The sequence below is a fragment of the Sphingobium sp. B10D7B genome (assembly GCF_025961955.1).
In the GTDB taxonomy this organism is placed as follows: domain Bacteria; phylum Pseudomonadota; class Alphaproteobacteria; order Sphingomonadales; family Sphingomonadaceae; genus Sphingobium.
This window is the reverse complement of record NZ_JAOQOQ010000001.1, coordinates 1,857,989-1,879,159: the sequence shown is the minus strand read 5'-3', so window position 1 is coordinate 1,879,159 and position 21,171 is coordinate 1,857,989. Positions and strand designations below refer to the sequence as shown.

At 64.7% G+C, this 21,171-nt stretch carries 20 protein-coding genes; 11 read left to right on the top strand and 9 right to left on the bottom strand.

The annotated features are described in order from the left end of the window. Positions 1-14 precede the first annotated feature (14 nt). Positions 15-542 carry a cytochrome b gene (locus tag M2331_RS08935; protein ID WP_181561440.1) on the top strand — a complete coding sequence of 176 codons (528 nt, stop codon included), beginning with the start codon at positions 15-17 and terminating at the stop codon, positions 540-542. Between the two features lie 88 nt (positions 543-630). On the opposite strand, the gene leuA is transcribed toward M2331_RS08935, so the two are convergent. Next, positions 631-2,325: a 2-isopropylmalate synthase gene (leuA, locus tag M2331_RS08930; protein ID WP_181559955.1), complete on the bottom strand. Its 1,695-nt coding sequence runs from the start codon at positions 2,323-2,325 to the stop codon at positions 631-633. A 406-nt stretch (positions 2,326-2,731) separates the two neighbouring features. On the opposite strand from leuA, the gene M2331_RS08925 reads away from it, so the two are divergent. The 5 genes from M2331_RS08925 to trxB all read left to right on the top strand — a co-directional run bounded on the left by M2331_RS08925 (position 2,732) and on the right by trxB (position 7,933). Continuing rightward, the gene (locus M2331_RS08925) at positions 2,732-4,138 is read left to right on the top strand and encodes a circularly permuted type 2 ATP-grasp protein (RefSeq protein WP_181559954.1); all 1,407 of its coding nucleotides are present in this window, start codon (positions 2,732-2,734) and stop codon (positions 4,136-4,138) included. Between the two features lie 79 nt (positions 4,139-4,217). After that, on the top strand, positions 4,218-5,150 hold the full coding sequence (locus M2331_RS08920) for an alpha-E domain-containing protein (protein WP_181559953.1): 933 nt from the start codon (positions 4,218-4,220) through the stop codon (positions 5,148-5,150). A gap of 18 nt (positions 5,151-5,168) precedes the next feature. Further along, complete coding sequence (locus tag M2331_RS08915) at positions 5,169-6,008, top strand: transglutaminase family protein (RefSeq protein ID WP_181559952.1); 840 nt, start codon at positions 5,169-5,171, stop codon at positions 6,006-6,008. A gap of 55 nt (positions 6,009-6,063) precedes the next feature. Then, positions 6,064-6,798 (top strand): peptidase, encoded by a 735-nt coding sequence (locus tag M2331_RS08910; protein ID WP_264573071.1) that lies wholly within the window; start codon positions 6,064-6,066, stop codon positions 6,796-6,798. 163 nt (positions 6,799-6,961) lie between these two features. After that, complete coding sequence (trxB, locus tag M2331_RS08905; protein ID WP_181559950.1) at positions 6,962-7,933, top strand: thioredoxin-disulfide reductase; 972 nt, start codon at positions 6,962-6,964, stop codon at positions 7,931-7,933. Positions 7,934-8,044: 111 nt separating this feature from the next. On the opposite strand, the gene M2331_RS08900 is transcribed toward trxB, so the two are convergent. Next, positions 8,045-8,341: a hypothetical protein gene (locus M2331_RS08900; protein ID WP_181559949.1), complete on the bottom strand. Its 297-nt coding sequence runs from the start codon at positions 8,339-8,341 to the stop codon at positions 8,045-8,047. Between the two features lie 185 nt (positions 8,342-8,526). Further along, complete coding sequence (locus M2331_RS08895) at positions 8,527-8,832, bottom strand: phosphopantetheine-binding protein (protein ID WP_181561439.1); 306 nt, start codon at positions 8,830-8,832, stop codon at positions 8,527-8,529. A gap of 143 nt (positions 8,833-8,975) precedes the next feature. Here M2331_RS08895 and M2331_RS08890 point away from each other — a divergent pair, with 143 nt between their 5' ends. Together M2331_RS08890 and M2331_RS08885 are read left to right on the top strand one after the other, a co-directional pair. Beyond that, complete coding sequence (locus tag M2331_RS08890) at positions 8,976-10,520, top strand: AMP-binding protein (RefSeq protein ID WP_181559948.1); 1,545 nt, start codon at positions 8,976-8,978, stop codon at positions 10,518-10,520. Then, positions 10,517-11,770, top strand: coding sequence for a pyridoxal-dependent decarboxylase, exosortase A system-associated (locus M2331_RS08885; RefSeq protein ID WP_264592342.1), 1,254 nt, complete (start codon positions 10,517-10,519; stop codon positions 11,768-11,770). The genes M2331_RS08890 and M2331_RS08885 overlap by 4 nt, the downstream gene beginning before the upstream one ends. A 6-nt stretch (positions 11,771-11,776) precedes the next feature. On the opposite strand, the gene M2331_RS08880 is transcribed toward M2331_RS08885, so the two are convergent. The 3 genes from M2331_RS08880 to fmt all read right to left on the bottom strand — a co-directional run bounded on the left by M2331_RS08880 (position 11,777) and on the right by fmt (position 13,966). Further along, positions 11,777-12,232 carry a hemerythrin domain-containing protein gene (locus M2331_RS08880; RefSeq protein WP_264573067.1) on the bottom strand — a complete coding sequence of 152 codons (456 nt, stop codon included), beginning with the start codon at positions 12,230-12,232 and terminating at the stop codon, positions 11,777-11,779. A gap of 79 nt (positions 12,233-12,311) precedes the next feature. Beyond that, positions 12,312-13,061, bottom strand: coding sequence for a tRNA pseudouridine(38-40) synthase TruA (truA, locus tag M2331_RS08875; RefSeq protein WP_181559946.1), 750 nt, complete (start codon positions 13,059-13,061; stop codon positions 12,312-12,314). Continuing rightward, positions 13,058-13,966 carry a methionyl-tRNA formyltransferase gene (gene fmt / locus M2331_RS08870; protein WP_181561437.1) on the bottom strand — a complete coding sequence of 303 codons (909 nt, stop codon included), beginning with the start codon at positions 13,964-13,966 and terminating at the stop codon, positions 13,058-13,060. The genes truA and fmt overlap by 4 nt, the downstream gene beginning before the upstream one ends. 65 nt (positions 13,967-14,031) lie before the next feature. Here fmt and recR point away from each other — a divergent pair, with 65 nt between their 5' ends. Continuing rightward, on the top strand, positions 14,032-14,628 hold the full coding sequence (recR, locus tag M2331_RS08865) for a recombination mediator RecR (RefSeq protein ID WP_181559945.1): 597 nt from the start codon (positions 14,032-14,034) through the stop codon (positions 14,626-14,628). Positions 14,629-14,731: 103 nt separating this feature from the next. Next, a complete protein-coding gene (gene def, locus M2331_RS08860) occupies positions 14,732-15,262 on the top strand; it encodes a peptide deformylase (RefSeq protein WP_181559944.1) in 531 nt (176 codons plus the stop codon). Between the two features lie 107 nt (positions 15,263-15,369). Here the strand turns inward: def and M2331_RS08855 are convergent, their stop codons facing one another. Both M2331_RS08855 and gltX read right to left on the bottom strand, forming a co-directional pair. Then, positions 15,370-16,656, bottom strand: a complete 1,287-nt coding sequence (locus M2331_RS08855; RefSeq protein WP_181559943.1) for a citrate synthase — start codon at positions 16,654-16,656, stop codon at positions 15,370-15,372. A gap of 18 nt (positions 16,657-16,674) precedes the next feature. Beyond that, complete coding sequence (gene gltX, locus M2331_RS08850; protein ID WP_181559942.1) at positions 16,675-18,132, bottom strand: glutamate--tRNA ligase; 1,458 nt, start codon at positions 18,130-18,132, stop codon at positions 16,675-16,677. A 92-nt stretch (positions 18,133-18,224) separates the two neighbouring features. Here gltX and M2331_RS08845 point away from each other — a divergent pair, with 92 nt between their 5' ends. After that, positions 18,225-20,318, top strand: coding sequence for a ComEC/Rec2 family competence protein (locus M2331_RS08845; RefSeq protein ID WP_264592341.1), 2,094 nt, complete (start codon positions 18,225-18,227; stop codon positions 20,316-20,318). A gap of 24 nt (positions 20,319-20,342) precedes the next feature. Here M2331_RS08845 and lexA read toward each other — a convergent pair whose 3' ends face one another. Beyond that, entirely contained in the window at positions 20,343-21,047 is a 705-nt protein-coding gene (lexA, locus tag M2331_RS08840; RefSeq protein ID WP_181559940.1) for a transcriptional repressor LexA, read from the bottom strand. Positions 21,048-21,171 lie beyond the last annotated feature (124 nt).

The following is a 21,171-nucleotide window of genomic DNA, read 5'->3' as shown; positions in this document are numbered from 1 at the left end:
TGTTGGAGGACGTGATGGGGACTTACGCGGGGGTGCGCTATTCCATGGTGGCGATCTGGCTGCACTGGATCATTGCGCTACTGATTATCGCCAATATCGCGATCGGCCTCGGGCACGATCCGCTGGGTGCGGTGATCCCCGGCGTCATGAATATTCACAAATCCATCGGGCTGACCGTCCTCGTCCTGTCCGTACTGGCGCTGCTCTGGCGCTTGATGAACAGCCCGCCGCCGCTGCCGACGACCATATCCCGACGCACCAAGCGCGCGGCGGCGTTGATGCACCGTTTGCTCTATGCCCTGATGATCCTCATGCCGCTCACCGGCTGGATCATGTCCTCGGCAGGGCCGCGTCCGCTCAACTGGTTCAATGTCTTCGACGTGCCCAAATTCGCGGTGGCGCGGGGCGATGCCATCGTGACCGTGGCCGGTTCGCATGAGGTGCTTGGGCTCATCTTCGGGGCGCTGGTGATCGGCCATATCGGCGCGGCGCTGTGGCACCAGTTCATCCGGCGGGATGGGCTGATTATCCGGATGGTGTGACGCTGCGGCCCTAACCTGTGCGAGATATGAAAAACCCGGCCGGAGGATGCTCCGGCCGGGTTTATCGATGCTCTGAAGGATCTCTCTGTCAGGCAGCTTTTGCTGCTGCATTCTGGCGGCGGTGATAGGCGTTCACGACCGACAGCACGGCCTTCACCGATGCCGTCGCCACGTCTTCATCCGTGCCGACGCCGAAGAATGTGGTGCCATCATCGGTGCGACATTCGACATAGGCCGCCGCGCGGACGTTGCCGCCGGTGCCGATGGCGTGCTCATTATAATCGACCACGTCGAGCCCGATGCCGAGTTCATCGCGCAGGGCCGAGAGGACCGACGAAATCAGGCCATTGCCGCGGCCCGAAATGCTGCGCTCCTTGCCGTCATGGACGATCTTGCCGGTGAACACACGGTTCCCGGCGGGACCGCTCTCGACATAGTCGACCAGCGCATAAGGCTGCGGGCCGGTGAGGCAGTAATGCTGCTCGAACGCTTCCCAGATGTCGGCGGCATGCAGTTCACGGCTGGACTTGTCCGCCAGGTCCTGCACCACCTTGGAAAAATCGCCCTGCATCCGCTTGGGCAGCTTGAGGCCCTTGTCCTGCTGCAGCACCCAGGCGACGCCGCCCTTGCCGGACTGCGAGTTGACGCGGATCACCGCTTCATAGGAGCAGCCGATATCCGCCGGATCGATGGGCAGATAAGGCACGTCCCAGATCTCGTCATTGCGCTGTTCCTGCGCGGCGAAACCCTTCTTGATCGCGTCCTGATGGCTGCCGGAGAAGGCGGTGAAAACCAGATCGCCGGCATAAGGGTGGCGGGGATGGACGGGGAGCTGGTTGCAGTAGGTCACCGTCTGCACGACCTCTTCCATGTTGGAGAAGTCGAGGCCCGGCGAGACGCCCTGCGTGTAAAGATTGAGTGCCACGGTCACCAGATCGCAATTGCCGGTGCGCTCGCCGTTGCCGAACAGGCAGCCCTCGACGCGATCGGCGCCGGCCATCAGGCCCAGCTCCGCCGCCGCCACGCCGGTGCCCCGGTCGTTATGCGGGTGCAGCGAGATGACCACGCTGTCGCGGTTCCGGATGTGGCGGCAGAACCATTCGATCTGGTCTGCATAGATATTGGGCGTCGCGGCCTCGACCGTGGCGGGCAGGTTGAGGATCAGCGGCTTCTCCGGCGTGGGCTGGAGAATGTCCATCACCGCCTCGCAGCACTCCAGGCTGAAATCCAGTTCAGCGGTGGAAAAGGTCTCCGGGCTGTACTCGAACCGCCAATCGGTGTTCGGCTGCTTGGCGGCCTCGTCGCGAATGATCTTGGCGGCATCGACGGCGATCTGCTTGATCTGCGGCCGCTCCATGTTGAACACGATCCGCCGCCACGCCGGAGAGACGGCGTTGTAGACGTGGACGATGGCTTGGCGCGCGCCCTGCAGGCTCTCGAACGTGCGCTCGATGAGGTCACGGCGGGCCTGCGTGAGCACCTGGATGATCACGTCGTCCGGGATGCGGCCCGATTTGACGAGACCGGAAATGAAATCGAACTCGGTCGCGCCGGCCGAGGGGAAGCCGACCTCGATCTCCTTGAGGCCGACGCGGGTCAGCAGCTCGAAGAAGCGGGTCTTCTTCTCGGTATCCATCGGATCGATCAGCGCCTGATTGCCATCGCGCAGATCGGTTGAGAGCCAGCGGGGCGGCTGCGTGATCGTGCGCGAGGGCCACTGCCGGTCGGGCAGGTCCACTTGCGGGAAGGGACGGTATTTCTGTGACGGGTCGCTCAGCATCATGGTTCGGACATTTCATTGTTCACAGCCAAATGCACGCAGGCGCTATGCATTTGCACTGATGAGGATCTGATTCTGTGGCTAAAAGGCCCTTAGGCGCAGCGGGCCGCCTGCGGCAACCGCTTGGGTATCGCGCCTAAGGGCGCGTAAGTCGCGTGAGGCGAAGGGCCAGCCAAAAGTCCATGCGCGCTCCCATGCACGGAAAATCAGCGTCCGTCCAGCATGAAGTAGAAAAACGGCGGTAATCGGCCATATTTTTCGCGGTGCGTCAATCCGCTATGACGCCTTGCCGAGATATTTTTAACCGCGCGGAACGTGATCGTCCCTCCCGCGATTTTTACTCTTGATTTTGAATTTCCCCGGCTCACTATGCTGCAATGCACAATAAGATAGAGAAACGCATACGCTGATGACATGTTCCGAGATGCTGGGTGAGGCTGGAGACGTTCGCGATTGTTACGCGGTGGTTCAGCAATGGGTGGATGAGACCGGCATCGAGGGGCTGCACCGACGATTGAGCGAGGCGGAAGCGATCTTCCGGCGCATCGGCATCACCTTTGCTGTGTACGGGGAGGGCGGTGACCCGGAGCGGCTTATTCCCTTCGATCTGCTGCCGCGCATCTTTACCGCTGCGGAATGGGCGCGCCTGGAAGCCGGCATTCGCCAGCGCGCGGCGGCGCTCAATGCCTTCCTGCTCGACGTCTATAATCGCGGCGAAATCATCCGGGCCGGGATCGTGCCGGGCGACATCGTCTATCAGAACAAGGCCTACAAGCCGGAGATGGCCGGCTTCACCCCGCCGGGCAGGGTCTACAGCCATATCGTCGGCATCGACATCGTTCGCACCGGTCTCGATGATTTCATGGTGCTGGAGGATAATTGTCGCACGCCCTCGGGCGTCTCCTACATGCTGGAAAATCGCGAGATTATGACGCGGATGTTCCCGGAGCTGTTTGCCCGGCAGCGGGTTGCGCCGGTGGACGATTATCCGAGCCAGCTTCTGCGCTCGCTGCAGGAGGTGGCGCCGCCCGCCTGCAAGGGCGTGCCGCAGGTCGTGGTGCTTACCCCCGGTTCGTTTAACAGCGCTTATTATGAGCACAGCTATCTGGCCGACCTGATGGGCGTCGAGCTGGTCGAGCCGGCCGATCTCTTCGTGGAAGACGGGCTGGTCTTCATGCAGACCACACGCGGCCCCCGCCGGGTGGATGTGATCTACCGGCGCATCGACGATGATTTCATCGATCCACTCGCTTTCCGGCCCGATAGCCTGCTGGGCGTGCCGGGGCTGTTCAATGCCTATCGCGGGGGCGGCGTAACGCTCTGCTCCGCGCCCGGTGCGGGCATCGCGGACGACAAGGCGATCTACGTCTATGTGCCGGAGATGATCCGCTTCTATCTGGGCGAGACGGCGATCCTGCAGAATGTGCCGACTTGGCAATGTTCCAAGCCGGACGATTTCGCTTATGTGATGGACCATCTCCCCGAGTTGGTTGTGAAGGAAGTTCACGGCTCGGGCGGTTATGGGATGCTGATCGGCCCCAAGGCCAGCGCGAGCGAGATCGAGGCTTATGCTGGGCGCATCCGCGCCAATCCCTCCGAGTTCATTGCGCAGCCGACGCTCGACCTTTCGGCCGCGCCCACACTCGGGCCGGTCGGGCTGGTACAGCGCCATGTCGATTTCCGGCCCTTCTGCCTTGTCGGCAAGGAGATCAGGCTGGTGCCTGGAGGCTTGACGCGGGTTGCGCTGGCGGAAGGGTCGCTGGTGGTGAATTCAAGCCAGGGCGGCGGCGTCAAAGACACGTGGGTGCTCCGGTGAGGGGGGCTGCGATGAGAGAGGCGGCCATGATGCGCGAGGCCGTTTGCGACATGCAGGTCCAACCAAAGGGAGGCCGCCCATGCTGAGCCGGACCGCCGAAAATCTGTTCTGGATGGCCCGCTACATGGAGCGCGCCGAAGCCACCGCGCGATTGCTCACCATGGGGCAGCGGATGACCATCCTCCCCGGCGCGACGATGCGTGACGAGTGGCGCTCGGTCGTGCAGGTTACCGAGTGCGAGGATGTGTTCGGCAAGGATGCCATTATCCGCGAGAGCGACATCGTCGAACATCTCATTCTCAATGCCGATAACCCTGCTTCCATCCGCGCCTGCCTCGCGCGGGCACGGCAGAACGGCAAGTCGGTGCGCACCGCGCTTACCCAGGAGATGTGGGAAGCGCTCAACGAGGGCTGGCGCAAACTGGAAACCTATGGCGTCAACGATGCGCGCCGTGAATTCGCCGAGATCATCGATTGGGTGAAGACCCGCGCGATGATCTTCCGCGGCGCCACCGAGAGCGGCCAGTTGCGCAACGAGGGGCATGATTTCCTGCGGGTCGGTGGCGCGCTGGAGCGGGCGCAGATGACGTTGCGGCTGCTGGACGTCAAATATTACGTCCTGCTGCCGGAGACCGAAGTGGTCGGCGGTCACCGCGACCATTATCAATGGACTTCGGTGCTGCACGCTCTGTCGGGCAGCCGCGCCTATCACCATGTCTATGGCGGCTCCTACACGCCGGCGCAGATCACGGACTTCTTGATGCTCAATCGGCAGTTTCCGCGCAGCACGCTCTATTGCTTCGACCAGATCGCCTATCGGCTGCAGCGGCTCGCCAGTTGGCATGGCCAGCGCACGCCGGCCAATCTGCGCAGCGAGGAGATGGTGGAGACGCTCGCGCAGGCCAATAGCGGAGATATTTTCCGCCGGGGCTTGCACGAAACCGTCCAGAGCAAGATTGTCCAGTGCAACATGCTTGGGCACGAAATCGCACAAGCCTATCATTTCGGCTGAGCGGGAGGCGACCGGGCCATGCGGATCACGATCCGTCACGAGACTGTCTATCGGTATGAGGAGGAGGCTGGCGGCGTGGTCATGCGCCTGCGCCTGCTGCCCGCGACCAGCAACGCGCAAACCGTCGAGCAATGGACGGTGACAGCGAACGGCCAGCCCATCGAACGCTGGATCATCAACGGTTATGGCGATGCCGAGGCAGTGTGGCGTGCGCCCGGCCGTGTCGACAGCGTCACGATCCTCTCAGAAGGGACGGTGCGGACAGTCGATTGCGCCGGCGTGCTCAAGCCTGCCGATGGCGCGGTACGGCCCCAGTTGTTCCTGCGCGCAACACCGCTGACCGAGATCGACCCGGCGATTGCCGATCTGGCCCAGCGCGCGCGGCGGGAGGAGGGCGTGCTCGCCAGCCTCCACGCCCTCTCCGATCTGGTGCACGAGGAGATCGAATATCGATCCGGCAGCACCAGCATGGAAACCACGGCCGCGCAGGCCTTTGCCCAGAAATCGGGGGTTTGCCAGGATCAGGCGCATGTCTTCATTGCAGCGGCGCGCAGCCTGTTGATCCCGGCCCGCTATGTGGTGGGCTATCTGCGGGACGACGAGCGGCCGGATAGCGACCATGAGCCCCATGCCTGGGCGGAAGCCTGGGTAGAGGGGCTGGGCTGGATCGGGTTCGATATTACCCTGGGCATCTGCCCGGTGGAGGGGCATGTGCGCCTGTGCTGTGGCCTTGATGCCGCAGATGCCGCGCCGATTCGGGGCGTGATGATCGCAGGGGGCGAAACCGCATTGTCGCACGACGTGCAGATTGCCAGTCTGCCATCTGAGGATACCGCACAATCCCAGACGCAACAGTGAGTCGGGCGGGCGGCTCGGTGCGGGCATGAAAAAGGGGCATAAAATGACGTATTGCGTGGCATTGCGGGTCGAGGCCGGCCTGGTGATGCTCTCTGACACGCGGACCAATGCCGGGCTCGACAATATCGGCATGTTTCGCAAGACCTTCACTTATGAGCGCCCCGGCGAGCGGGCGATTGCGCTGCTGTGTTCCGGGAGCCTTTCGGTCACGCAGGAAGTGCGCACCAAGCTCTCCCGCGCCATGAAGGACGCGGTCGACAATCCCGAGGTTGAGACCCTGCTGAACTGCGCCACCATGCACCGCGCCGCCCATCTGGTCGGCGAGGCGATGAAGGCGGTTCAGAAGGAAATGCGCGAGGGGATGAGCGGCACCAGCCCCTCACTGAGTGCCAGCATCCTGCTGTGCGGGCAGCGCAAGGGCGGCAAGCCCCGCCTGTACCTGGTCTACTCGCAAGGCAATTTCATCGAAGCGACGGCGGACACGCCCTTCTTCCAGATCGGCGAGCACAAATATGGCAAGCCGATCCTTGACCGGATGATCAAGCCGACCACGTCGCTCTCCGACGCCGCCAAGGCGGTGTGCGTCTCCATGGATTCGACGCTGCGCTCCAACCTGTCGGTGGGGATGCCGCTCGATCTGAGCATCATCCCGCGCGATCAATATGAGTTCAGCGTCCGTCGCCGGATCGAAGCGGACGACCCGGAATTCTCAACCATTTCCCGGCAATGGGGCGAGGTACTGAAGTCCGGCTTCGATTCGCTGCCCTCGATGATCGGCGCGGGATCGTAGTGCCTAATCTGAGCCCCTCCTCTTCAGAGGAGGGGCGATTTGAAGGCCAACCTCGTCCGCCGAGCATTGAGTTCCGCGCCACAAACCCTAAATGCGAATGACGTTCGCTAGGCAGTGCCAGCGACGATCTGACCTATCTCTCCGCGAAGGAAGACATCGACCCATGACCGCCACGCACAGCTCGCGCATGATCATTCTCGGTTCCGGGCCGGCCGGTCTTTCGGCCGCCATCTATGCCGCGCGCGCCGGCATGGCGCCGATCGTGGTGCAGGGAATGCAGCCGGGCGGTCAGCTGACCATCACCACCGATGTCGAGAATTATCCCGGCTTCCGCGAGGTCATTCAGGGCCCGTGGCTGATGGAAGAGATGCAGGCGCAGGCCGAGCATGTCGGTACGCAGATGATGTACGACCAGATCGTCGACGTCGACCTCAGCAAGCGCCCCTTCAAGCTGACCGGTGACGGCGGCACCGAATATTATGGCGACACATTGGTCATCGCGACCGGCGCGCAGGCCAAGTGGCTGGGGCTGGAGAGCGAGCATCTGCTGCAGGGCAAGGGGGTCTCGGCCTGCGCCACGTGCGATGGCTTTTTCTATCGCGGCAAGAAGGTGGTGGTGATCGGCGGCGGCAACACCGCAGTCGAAGAAGCGCTGTACCTCACCAATCACAGCCATGATGTGACGCTGATCCACCGCCGCGACAGTCTGCGCGCGGAAAAAATCCTGCAGGATCGCCTGTTCGCCCATCCCAACATCAAGGTGGTGTGGAACAAGGCCGTCGAGCGGTTTGTCGGCGGTGGCGATCCGGAAGGTCTCGTCGGTGTCGATCTGATCGATACCGAGACGGGCGAGAAGAGCCATATCGAGACGGACGGCGCGTTCGTCGCCATCGGGCACAAGCCGGCAACCGAGCTGTTCGAGGGCAAGCTGCCGCTCGATGAAGGCTATCTGGTCGTCGAGAAAGGCACGAGCCGTACCAGCATTCCGGGCGTGTTCGCGGCCGGCGACGTGACGGACAAGATCTACCGTCAGGCGGTGACGGCGGCCGGCATGGGCTGCATGGCGGCGCTAGATGCCGAGCGGTTCCTCGCGGAAGCCGACTTTGAATCTCAGCGCGAGCATGTGCCGGCCTGAGCGCGGCATCACGGTGAACTAGAATGTGAAAAGCCGGGCGACCGCGAAGGTCTGCCCGGCTTTCCTTTGTCCTGAGCCTGAGCGCGAGCCCAGACGGGTCACGTGTCGCGATTAGCGCGAGGCAACCTTGGTCAGCGGCGTCTCGTTCAGCAGGACCGCATCCTTCACGCGGAAGGATACCGGCATGCCGTTGGCGCTGCCGATCACGCGGCCCTTGGCGACGGTGAGACGGAAGGTCGAGCCGGGCGTTGCGCGGCCCTCGATCACCCGGCGGCTGTCGCCGAGTTCGGTGACGGTGTAGGTGTAGCTGACGCCTTCATGCGTGAAGGTCTTCTCAGCCTCTTTCGCGTGGCCGGGTGTGACGACGGCAAACGCAAGCAGTGCGGCGGCAAAAAAAGCATTTTTCACGAACAGTCTCCTTTGTCAGTTGCAAAAGAGCCTTGCTCGGCATCCCATGTTCTTCCGTGGCCATAGTGCTGCGCTGCACCATGGCTCACAAACGCAAAAAGCGGCGGAGCGATTGCATTTGATGCAAACCGATGGCGCGGTGCAGCGCGCGGCGTGCGGCAAGCGAATGCGAAAGAGTTCGCCTGTCAGGCGGCGCGGCTGTCCAGCTTGCGGCTCAGCATGGCTGCCAGACTGCCGAACGTCTCGAAGCTGTCCATATCCACATCATCATCATCGATGACGATATCGAGCCGATCCTCAAGATCGGTCAGCAAGGTGGCGACAGCCATGGAATCCAGTTCCGGCAGCGACCCGAACAGACCCGTCTCCTCGTCGAACAGATCGACACGCTGAGGGGCGAGCCCGAGCACATCCACGAGCGATGCGCGCAACGCATCGCTGGCCGCGCTGTTGGAGGCGCCATTGCCCTCTCGATCCTGGCTCGTCTGCATCATCGGGCCCCTAGCGGGTCGATATCATTTTGGAAAGCATGGCGATGCGGGGCCGGGCCGATCTTGCCCGACTGTTGCGGCCGATCCACGTTCGCCACGTGCGCGCCTATTCATGCCTTGAAAGAACGTGATATGGGCGGAGGATGCTACCGCCCCTCGACCATCTGACACAGCAGGGCGAGCCGACTGCCATTGCTCTGGCGGGCAAGTTCGGCGCGATCGATTATGCGACGATGGAGCACTTGGTGGGGCGGCTCGCGCACCTGCTCGCCGCGCGTCTCGACGGGGCAGGCGCGCCCGCCGGCAGTCGGGTGGCGGCGTGGCTGCCCAAGGGCCTTCTGGCAGCGCTGCTGCCCCTGGCCGTGGTGCGGGCCGGGCATGTCTATGTGCCGATCAATCCGCTGCTCAAACGGGCGCAGGTTGCCCATATCGTGCGGGATAGCGGCGCGGTGATGCTGATCTCGCAACCCGCGCGGCTGGGGACGCTGGAGCCGGGCGATATGGCCGAGGCTGTGGCGCGCGTGGAAGAGGCCGCGCTGCTCGGAGTGATTGAAGATGCGGACGCCGCGACGTTGCCGCCCGGCACGGGACGCCCCGACGATCTGGCCGAGATTCTCTACACATCGGGATCGACCGGGAGGCCCAAGGGCGTGATGCTCAGCCACGCCAATCTGATGATTGGCGCGCGGTCAGTGGCCGGCTACCTCGGTCTCGACGCGACGGACCGTACCCTCGCGCTCCTGCCGCTCAGCTTTGATTATGGGCAGAACCAACTGCTCTCGACATGGTGGGCCGGCGGATGTGTGGTGCCGCTCGATTATCTGCTGCCGCGCGAGGTCGCGAAAGTCGCTGCCCGGCATGCGATCACGACGCTGGCCGGCGTCCCGCCGCTCTGGGTGCAATTGACCGAGATCGACTGGCCGCCAGAGGCGCGCGCTGCCTTGCGTCGGCTCACCAACAGCGGCGGCGCGCTCACCCGTCCGTTGATCGCCCGCTTGCGCGAGACGTTCCCCGGTGTGGACGTGTTCGCCATGTATGGGCTGACCGAGGCGTTTCGCTCCACCTATCTGCCCCCCGCGCTGCTGGATCGCCACCCCGACAGCATCGGCCAGGCGATACCGGATGCAGAAGTGCTCGTCGTGCGCCCCGATGGCACATTGACCGCCGATGATGAGCCCGGCGAACTGGTTCATAGCGGCCCGCTGGTGGCGCAAGGCTATTGGCAGGATGCAGCACGGACGGCGGAGCGGTTCAAGCCGGCGCCGGCTGCTTCCGCTTATCGCGGCATGGCGGTATGGTCCGGCGACACCGTGGTGCGCGATGGCGAGGGCCTGCTGCGCTTCGTCGGCCGGGACGACGCGATGATCAAGAGCGCCGGCAATCGCATCAGCCCGAGCGAGGTGGAGGAGGCGGCGGTGGCCGTCGCGGGCGTGGCCGAAGCCTGTGCGCTTGGTCGCGCGGATGAGCGCCTCGGCCAAGCCATCGTGCTGTTCGTGCGGGCGGAAGCGGCATTATGCGAGACCGATCGCGGCTCGCTCGGTGGGCGTCTGTCCGCGCAGCTGCGGCAGACGCTGCCCAATTTCATGCAACCGGCGGAGATCAGGATTGTGGCGCAGATGCCTCGTAACCCCAATGGCAAGATCGACCGCGTGGCGCTTGCCGCGCTGGCCGGGGAGGGCTTGGCATGACGTCCCTCAAGCCCAAGCCGATGGGGCCGATCCCGCCCGGTTATGAGAGCGAGGCCGGCATGCTGCTGGTCGGCGGACAGGGCGTGGCCGCGCTGATCGATCAGATCGGAGAGACGCCGGCCTTTCTCTATGACGCCGGCAAGCTCCGCCAGCGTGTCGGGGCCCTGCGGGCGGCCATGCCTGCCGGGGTCGATCTCCATTATGCGATGAAGGCGAATCCCTTCGCGCCGCTTCTCTCACTCATGGCGGGGCTGGTGGACGGGTTCGACATTGCCTCCGCCGGTGAGCTGGAGATGGCGCGGTCAGCCGGGGTGGACGGCAGCCGGATCAGCTTTGCCGGACCGGGCAAGACCGACCGGGAGCTTGCCGACGCCCTTGCCGCGGGCGTGACGATCAACCTGGAGTCGGAACGCGAAGCCGAGCGCGCACTCGCGCTGGCTGCACGCGCCAATATCCGGCCCCGGCTCGCGGTGCGCGTCAATCCTGATTTCGATCTGAAGGGCTCGGGCATGCGGATGGGCGGCGGGGCGCGGCCCTTCGGCGTGGATGCGAATCGTGCGGCCGCACTGACCCGCCACCTGATCGCCGCAGGAGCGGAATGGCGTGGCTGGCATGTCTTTGCCGGCTCGCAGTCGCTGGATGCGCAGGCCATCGTCGCGGCCCAGTCGGCCACCATGGAGCTTGTCGCGCGCTTGTCGGAGGAGGTGGGGCTAAGCCCGCCGCTGGTCAATCTCGGCGGCGGCTTCGGGGTGCCCTATTTCCCCGGTGACCTGTCGCTCGACCTCTCCATCATCGGCGACGGGCTGAACCGTCTGCTGGCCGACCGCCCCGCGATCCTGCGCGAGAGCCGGTTCGCGCTTGAACTGGGACGCTTCTTGGTGGCGGAAGCCGGCATTTACCTCAGCCGCGTGATCGACGTGAAGCAAAGCCGCGGAGAGACTTTCGCCGTGGTGGATGGCGGCCTGCATCATCAGCTCGCGGCCAGCGGCAATTTCGGTACGGTGGTCCGCCGCAATTACCCGATAGCGCTGGCAAACCGCTTCGATGAGCCGCCGGCGAGCGAGCCGGTCCATGTGGTCGGGTGCCTCTGCACGCCACTGGATCGGCTCGGCGATGCCGTGATGCTCCCGCCTGTCGCGGTCGGCGATCTCGTCGCGCTGTTCATGGCCGGCGCTTATGGCGCGAGTGCGAGTCCGGCGGCCTTCTTGGGCCATGCCCCGGCCCCCGAGTTGCTGGTCGAAGAGGATTGATGCGCGTCAGGCGGCTGATGCCTGATCGGGCGCAATCCCGATCCCACTCAGGCCCTGCGACTCCAGATAGGCCGGATAGAGCATCTGCTCTTCCCGCTGGATGCGGTCGACCAGAGCCTCCAGCGCGGGCCTGAGGGCGGCGCGAAAGGCTTCGGGTTCCTGGAAAATCCGACAGTCCGGCCAGGCCTTCATCAGATCGGCCCATAGATCCCCCAGATGGCCGGTCTCCGCGTGATATTGCGAGGCGAGCGTGGCGATCCTGCCGTTGCCGCTTGCGCGCAGGGCCGGATAGACGTGCTTATCCTCCTTGGCCAGATGGCGGATCAAGATGCGGTTCAACTTGCTGCGCAGCGCGATCAGTTCGCCAACCTCTGCGCCGGATCGCTGCGTCGCCGGGCTCGTGACTTGCTGGCACAGCTCGAGCAGCGCCATATGTTCAGCCTGAAGATACCCCAATTCCATGTCTTAGCCTGCCTCGCGACACCGCTCGCATGTCCATCTGAGCGTCCAATCTGCGCCCGGGAGCTTTAACAATGTGTTGTCAGGCGGTTAGGGGATAGTCCGCCGCAATGAAATAAAGGCCGTCCGGCGGGGCGTTGTGCCCCAGCGCGGCGCGATTGCGCGCGTCCAGCGCCGCCTTGAGGTCGTCGGGTGACCATGTGCCCGTGCCGACCAAGGCAAGGCAGCCCACCATCGAGCGGACCTGATGATGAAGGAAGCTGCGGGCCTTGGCGTGAACGGTGATGCGCTCGCCGACGCGCACGACATCAAGCCGAGCGAGGGTGCGGTGGGGGCTGTCCGCCTGACATTGCGCGGAGCGGAAGGTGGTGAAATCATGTCGGCCGACCAGGGCCTGTGCGGCCTCGTGCATCCGCTCGGCGTCCAGCACCTGCGGCACACGCCAGACAAGCCCGCGCTCGAAGGTGAGCGGCGCGCGGCGGTTAAGGATGCGATACTCATAGGCGCGCGCGACGCAGGAGAAGCGGGCGTGCCAATCCTCCGGCACGATTTCGCACGTCAGAATGGCGATCGGCTCGGGCCGCAGATGGGCATTGAGCGCTTCCATCAGGCGAAAAGGCGTGATCGCCTTGTCCAGGTCGACATGCGCCCGCATGGCGAGGGCGTGAACGCCTGCATCAGTCCGCCCGGCGCAATGGACGATCGGCGCGCCGCCGGCGATGCGGCCCAGCGCTTCCTCGATGCATTGCTGCACGCTCGGGCCATGGGCCTGGCGCTGCCAGCCCATATAGGGTCGCCCGTCATATTCGACCGTGAAAGCGAAGCGGGTCATTCCAAGAGGGTGCCGGCCGGAATGGCAGTGCCGCGCAGCAGATCGGCGGTGGCCATGGCGCCCTTGCCGGCGCGCTGGATGAGGGTGGGGCGCAGCGAGCCCTGCTCGCCGCACCCGATCAGCAGACCCTCGTCGAGCACGGTTCCTGCGGGGCCGGGCCGAGAATCGACAGAGGCAGCCAGAACCTTGTAGCGCTCGCGCTTGTGCGCGAACCATGCGCCCGGGGCGGGGTTGAAGGCGCGAACCTGCCGTTCGGCTGCGACCGGCCCGGCGGTGAAATCGAGGTGGCTCTCCGCCTTGTCGATCTTGGCCGCATAGGTCACCCCATCCTCGGGCTGGATCATCGGCGGATAGGCCCCGATCTGACCGAGCACCTTGACCATCAACGCGGCCCCGGCATGCGCCAGCTCGTCGGTCAGCGCGCCGGCGGTTTTGTCGTCCACGGGCGTGCTGACCTTTGCCAGCATCGGCCCGGTGTCGAGACCCTTGGCCATCGCCATGATTGTGACGCCGGTGCGCTCATCGCCTGCGAGGATCGCGCGCTGGATCGGTGCCGCGCCGCGCCAGCGGGGGAGCAGGGAGGCGTGGACGTTGAGGCTGCCGAGCCGCGGGGCGTGGAGGACCGGGATCGGCAGGATCAGCCCGTAGGCGGCGACCACGGCGACGTCCGCCTGGAAAGCGTCGAAGATGTCTTGTTCCGCCGCGTCATTCAGGGAGAGCGGCGTTCGCACCGGCAGGACCAGCGCCTCCGCTCTGGCTTGCACCGGGCTCGGGCGAGGCGCCTTGCCGCGACCTGCCGGACGTGGTGGCTGCGTATACACCGCCACCACGGAATGGCCGGCCGCGGTCAGCGCATCGAGCGTCGGCACCGCGAAATCCGGCGTTCCCATGAAGACGATCCGCAAAGGCTCTTTCATGCGGCCCTCTGAAACGCTTGTATCATCGCAGCGCAAGCCCTTATTTGGCAGTCATGTCCTCGCCAGAGATCGACGCGCTCACGCAGGCGCTTGCCCGGCTGCCCGGCCTTGGCCCCCGTTCGGCGCGGCGGGCGGTGCTACACCTGCTGCAGCGGCGCGATGCGGCGATGGTGCCGCTGCTGCGCGCGCTGGAAAACGTGAGCGAGCGGATGGTTCATTGTTCGGTCTGCGGCAATGTCGATACCATCGATCCCTGCGCCATTTGCGCCGATCCCCGCCGCGATGCCCGCACTTTGTGCGTGGTGGAGGATGTGGCGGATCTCTGGGCGCTGGAAAAGTCGCGCCTGTTCCCGGGACGGTTCCATGTGCTGGGCGGGCGGCTCTCCGCGCTGGATGGCGTGCGGCCCGAAGACCTTTCGATCGCCAGCCTTGTCCAACGCGTCGCCGATGGCGGCATCGATGAAGTCGTGCTGGCGATGAACGCCACGCTGGAGGGGCAGACGACGGCCCATTACATCGCGGAGCGGCTGGAGGCCTATCCGGTGCGGCTGACACAACTGGCTCATGGCGTGCCCGTCGGGGGCGAACTCGATTATCTTGATGAGGGCACGCTGGCGCAGGCGCTGCGGGCGCGGCGGCCGATTGGTTGAGGGGCGGATACGCGGGCAGATCCTGCCGCGTTCGATCAGCCTGATCGGAACAAAGCGTTAACAACGGCTTGATCTCGCGCCTTGGCTTTCATATCTGGACAGCATGGCCATTAGACCGATCCTTGAGACCCCGGACCCGATTCTGCGGACGATTTCGACGCCCGTCGAGGCGATCGACGATGATTTGCAGACGCTGATCGATGACATGTTCGACACGATGTATGATGCGCCGGGCATCGGGCTGGCGGCCATCCAGGTCGGCGTGCCCAAGCGGGTGCTGGTGATCGATCTGCAGGAGCCCGAGTCCGACGCGGAAGACGCGCCGCCGGTCAAGAATCCGCTGGTGTTCATCAATCCGCAGATCCTCGACGGTTCCCCGGAAAGCTCGGTCTACAATGAGGGCTGCCTCTCTGTGCCGGACCAATATGCCGAGGTCGAGCGGCCCGCGCGTATCCGCGCCAGCTGGATGGATCGGCAGGGGCGGATTCATGAGGAAGAGCTGGAAGGTCTGCTCGCGACCTGCCTGCAGCACGAGATGGACCATCTTGAAGGCATTCTGTTCATCGACCATCTGTCTCGCCTGAAGCGCGACATGCTGCTCAAGAAGCTGGCCAAGACCCGCAAAGCCGCCTGAGCTTCCGCGCCCATTGCGGCGCGGCTTGGTCTTCGAATTTGACCGGCAAGAAAAAAGGGGCGCTTCGGGCGCCCCTTTTTCTAATCCGTGAATAAGCCAGCCGAGGCTCAGCGCTTGTCCATCGGGACATAATCGCGCTGCGTCGGGCCGGTGTAGAGCTGACGGGGACGGCCGATCTTCTGCTCCGGGTCCGAGATCATCTCGTTCCACTGCGCGACCCAGCCGACGGTGCGGGCGAGGGCGAAGAGCACCGTGAACATGTCCGTCGGGAAGCCGATCGCCGACAGGATCACGCCCGAGTAGAAGTCCACATTCGGGTAGAGCTTCTTCTCGATGAAATATTCGTCGTGCAGCGCGATCTGCTCCAGCTCGCGGGCGACGTCGAAGATGGGGTCGCTGACGCCCAGCTTGTCCAGCACTTCCTTGGCGGTCGCCTGCATCACCTTCGCGCGCGGATCGTAGTTCTTGTACACGCGGTGGCCGAAGCCCATCAGGCGGAACGGATCGTCCTTGTTCTTGGCGCGGGCGATGTAGGACGGGATGCGATCCACGGTTCCGATCTCGCGGAGCATGTTGAGCGCCGCTTCGTTGGCGCCGCCATGCGCCGGGCCCCACAGGCAGGCGATGCCCGCCGCAATGCATGCAAACGGATTGGCGCCCGAGGAACCGGCCAGACGCACGGTCGAGGTGGAGGCGTTCTGCTCGTGATCGGCATGCAGGATGAAGATCTTGTCCATCGCCGCTTCGACGACGGGGTCGACCACATACTCCTCGGCCGGGACCGAAAAGGTCATGCGCAGGAAGTTGCCGGTGTAGCTCAGGTCGTTGCTCGGATAGACGAAGGGCTGACCGACCGAATATTTGTAGGCCATGGCCGCGAGCGTCGGCATCTTGGCGATGAGACGGTGGCTCGCGATCATCCGCTGGTGCGGATCGGTGATGTCCGTGGAGTCGTGGTAGAAGGCGGACAGCGCGCCGACCACGCCGCACATGATCGCCATGGGGTGCGCATCGCGACGGAACCCGCGGAAGAAGGTGGAGAGCTGCTCGTGCACCATCGTGTGGCGCGTGATCGTCCGCTCGAACAGCTCAAACTCGTCCTTGGAGGGGAGCGAGCCGCGCAGCAGCAGATAGGCTACTTCCATGAAGCTCGACTGCTCGGCGAGCTGATCGATGGGATAGCCGCGGTGAAGGAGCACGCCCTCATCACCATCGATATAGGTCAGTGCCGAGTCGCAGCTCGCCGTCGAGGTGAAGCCGGGATCATATGTGAACATGCCCGTCTGGGCATAGAGCTTGCGAATGTCGATGACCTTGGGGCCGACGGAACCTTCGACGACCTTACAGTCGAGATCCTTGCCCTCGACGGTCATTTTGACTGTGCTGTCGCTCATTCCTTCACCCCTTATTGCTCAAATTTGCGGCCCGGACCCGGAAGCCTGGAGGAGTCCGGCCTGATCCTGCAGGCGGCCCAAGGTTTCGTCCCGACCAAGATGGAGTAGCACGTCGAAGATACCGGGCGACGTCGTCCGTCCCGTTAAAGCAACGCGCAGTGGCTGTGCAATCTTTCCAAGGCCAAGGCCAGCCTCTTCCGCGATCGCGCGGATGGCCGCCTCAAGCGCCTCAAGCGACCAGTCGGGCAGCGCCCGCAGCTGCTCGACCACCGTGCCGAGCAGAGCTCGGGCATTCTCGTCGAGCAGCTTGGCGGCAGCCTCTTCGACCGCGAGCGGCCGTTTGGCAAACAGGAACGCGGCGCCGTCGGTCAGCTCCAGCAACGTCTTGGCGCGGGGCTTGAGCGCGGGCATGATCGCCGCAAGCTGGTGCAGCCGGGCCTGGGCCGCGGCATCGTCATCCAGAGCCTCCATCCGCTCGGCGACGAGCAGAGCGAGGCGACCGTCATCGGCCTCGCGAATGTAATGGCCATTCAGATTCTCGAGCTTCTTGAGGTCGAATCGCGACGGCGAGCGACCCACGCCCGGCAGATCGAACCACTCGACGGCCTGCTCGCGGCTGATGATCTCATCATCGCCATGGCCCCAGCCGAGTCGCAGCAGATAGTTGTTCACCGCCTCGGGCAGCATGCCCAGCTCGTCACGATAGGCATCGACGCCCATGGCGCCATGCCGCTTGGATAACTTGGCACCATCCTGCCCGTGAATCAGCGGGATGTGCGCATAGACCGGCTCGGGCCAGTCCATCGCGCGGATGATGCCGAGCTGGCGGAAGGCGTTGTTGAGATGGTCATCGCCACGGATCACATGAGTGACGCCCATGTCATGATCGTCCACGACGACGGCCAGCATATAGGTGGGCGTGCCGTCCGAGCGGAGCAGGATCATGTCGTCCAGCTCGGCATTCTGCACGACCACGCGGCCCTGCACGGCATCTTCGATGACGGTTTCGCCCTCGCGGGCCGCCTTCAGGCGAATGACATAGGGGGCATCGCCGCCTTCGGAGGGATCGCGGTCGCGCCAGCGCCCGTCGTAGCGCATCGGCTGACGCGCGGCGCGTTGCTGCTCGCGCAGGGCTGCCAGCTCTTCGGGAGTCGCGAAGCATTTATAGGCATGGCCGGCGTCGAGCAGGGCGTTGGCGACCTCGGCATGGCGTGCCGCACGCGCGAACTGGAAGACCGGTTCGTCATCGCCTGCAAGGCCCAGCCAGCTCAAGCCGTCGAAGATCGCCTCGATCGCGGATTCGGTCGAGCGGGCGCGGTCGGTATCCTCGACGCGCAGTAGGAACTTGCCGCCGTGGTGACGGGCGAAAAGATAGTTGAACAGCGCCGTGCGTGCGCCGCCAATGTGGAGATATCCCGTAGGCGAGGGGGCAAAGCGGGTGACGACCGTGCCTGTTTGTTTCCGTCCTTCTGCCACGCTATGCCTGCTTTTCCCTTATGTCGCGGGTGGGTTTCCTAGTGAACGAGAATGCCCCTAGCACGCCTTTTCCGGCTCGACAAATACCGTTGTTGCGCCGCAGCAGTGTCTGGTTGGGACGGCTTCATGCGCGAGCGGAATCGGTGCTGGAGGCCGAGCGGGCGCAACTGCCACTGTGGGTGCCGATCCTGCTGGGCGCCGGGATTATCGCTTGGTTCACTCTGCCTGCGCCGCCGCAGTGGATGGCGTGGATCGCCTTCTGGCTGGGCGCCGCCGCCGCGTTTGGCGCCGTGGGGCGCGGAGGACGCTTGCCTGCTGCGCTGGCCGTCGGCGCGGTGCTGCTGGCGGCGGGCTGTCTGCTGATCTGGGCTAAAGCGCTGCTCGTGGCGCAGCCACCGCTCGCACGCGCCGCGGTGGTGGAGATGGAGGCGCGCGTCCTCTCGGCGACGCCCCTGGCTGCACGGGGACTGGTGCGGCTGGAGGTCGCGCCGCTATCCCGGCCCGATCTGCCGGCGCGGGTCCGCATCAACGCGGCGCCCGATCAGATGGCAGAGGAGATTGCCGCAGGGGACCGCATTGCCGTCCGAGCGCGGCTAATGCCGCCTGCACCGGCTGCCCTGCCGGGCGCTTATGATTTTGCGCGGACGGCCTATTTTTCCGGCCTCGGCGCTACCGGGCGGGCACTCGGCAAAGTGCAGCGCCTCGATGCGGCAACCGCTGGCGGGGATGCGCGCGCGACTCTCGCCCACCACATCGCCGCGCGGTTGCCGGGACCGGAAGGGACGATCGCGATCACGCTCGCCACGGGCAATCAGAACTGGATCAGTGAGGCGGATGCGGACGCGATGCGGCGCAGCGGGCTTGCCCATCTGCTCTCGATCAGTGGCTTGCACGTCTCCGCGCTGATCGGCGGCGTGATTCTCATCATGGTCAGTCTGCTTGCGCTTTCGCCGACCCTTGCGCTGCGCTGGCCGGTGCTGATGATCGCCGCCTGCGTGGGCGGCGCGGCGGGCATCGGCTACACTGTGTTCACCGGGGCGCAGGTGCCGACGATCCGCTCGTGCATTGCCGCTCTGCTGGTAATCGCGGGCATGGCTCTGGGCCGTGAGGCCATCGGGCTGCGCTTGATCGCGACCGGCGCGCTGATCGTGATGATCTTTTGGCCCGAGGCTGTCATCGGCCCCAGCTTCCAGATGAGCTTCGTTGCCGTGACCGCGATTGTGGCGCTTTACGAATATCCCCCCGCACGGCGGCTGTTCGAGCGACGCGATGAAGGGCGGATAAAGCGCTGGACCCGCAGCCTCGGCGCCTTGCTGGCGACAGGTTTGCTGGTGGAGCTGGTGCTGACGCCGATTGCCTTCGCTCATTTTCATCGCTCGGGCCTGCTTGGCGCGGCGGCCAATATGATCGCCATTCCACTCACAAGCTTCGTGGTGATGCCGGCTGAGGTGCTCGCGCTGGTGCTCGACGCTGTGGGGCTGGGGGCGCCCGTGTGGTGGGTGGTCGGCGTGGCGCTCAAGTTCCTTCTGTGGATCGCGCATAGTGTCGCCAGTCAGCCCTTTGCCACGCTGTCGCTGCCCGTCTCCAGCGGACTGGCCTTTGCGCTCGCCATGATCGGCCTCTTGTGGCTGATGCTTTGGCACACGGCGCTGCGATGGTGGGGCCTGCCTCTGGCGGCGCTCGGCTTTTTCCTGACATTTCTGGCACCGTCCGCCGATGTGCTGGTCACCGCCGATGGTCATCATGTGGCGGTGCGTCTGGGCGACGGGCGGATGGCGCTGTTGCGGGACCGGAGCGGGGATTATGTTCGTACCACTTTGGCCGAGGCCAGCGCCTATGACGGTGAGTTTGCGTCCCTGACGCAGGCGCCGGACACGCGATGCACGCGGGACATGTGCGCGATGACATTGCCGGGCCGTACCGGCCAGCCGCCGGTTCACCTGCTGATCAGTCGCTCGCGCCTGCTGGTTCCCTATCCCGAGTTGGTGGCCGCCTGCGCACAGGCTGATCTTGTGATTGCTGACCGACGCCTGCCGCCCGGATGTGTGCCGCGCTGGGCAAAGCTGGATCGGCCCGCACTGAGTGCCATGGGGGGCGCACTGGTCCTGCTGGACAGCCGGGAGATCGTGCCGGGCCACGACCCGCGCAGTCGCCATCCCTGGATAGCGGGCACCGGCTCGCGCTAGAGCCAGCGTCCCAAACCGCCCGTCTCAGTTATAGCGCCGCAATAGCCCTGCGAGCCGACCCTGAATGCGCACCTGCCGCGCCTCATAGGTTTGCGGCTCATGATCGCGATTGGCGGGGTCGAGCCTCACCTTGCGGCCGTCATGATGGAAATATTTGAGCGTCGCTTCATTCTCGTCGATGAGGGCAACGACGATCTGGCCATCGCGCGCCGTCTCGGTCCGTTGGATCAGCGCGAAGTCACCGTCGAAAATCCCTGCTTCGATCATCGAGTCACCGGAGACTTCCAGCGCGTAATGATCGCCGGCGCCCAGCAACGCGGCCGGGACCGGCAGCATGGTGTCGCTCTCCATCGCCTCGATGGGAAGACCGGCAGCGATGCGCCCATGCAGCGGAATTTCGATCACGTCATTGGCGGCGATAGGGATCGTCCGCGCCGGCGCGGTGGGCGCCTTGCGCAGCGGGGTCACGTTGGTGGCCGCCGCCGGCTCTTCCGTCCGCTCTGCCACGGGCATACCATCCGGCAGTTTGAGGATTTCGAGCGCCCGCGCGCGATTGGGCAGCCTGCGGATGAAGCCGCGCTCTTCCAGCGCGCTGATCAGCCGGTGGATGCCGGACTTCGACTTGAGGTCCAGCGCCTCCTTCATCTCCTCGAAACTGGGCGAGACGCCACCCTGATCGAGATGCTGCTTGATGTAGCTGAGCAGTTGCTGTTGCTTGGCGGTCAACATGAGTGGTTCCCCAATATGGAACGGACGGAGAACGTTTAGGAAACGAATCGAGCCACGTCAACACGGATCGGCCGAATATCTCGCGTTTCGGTGGGCGGGCGCTCCAGCCTTGCGCTAGCGAGCG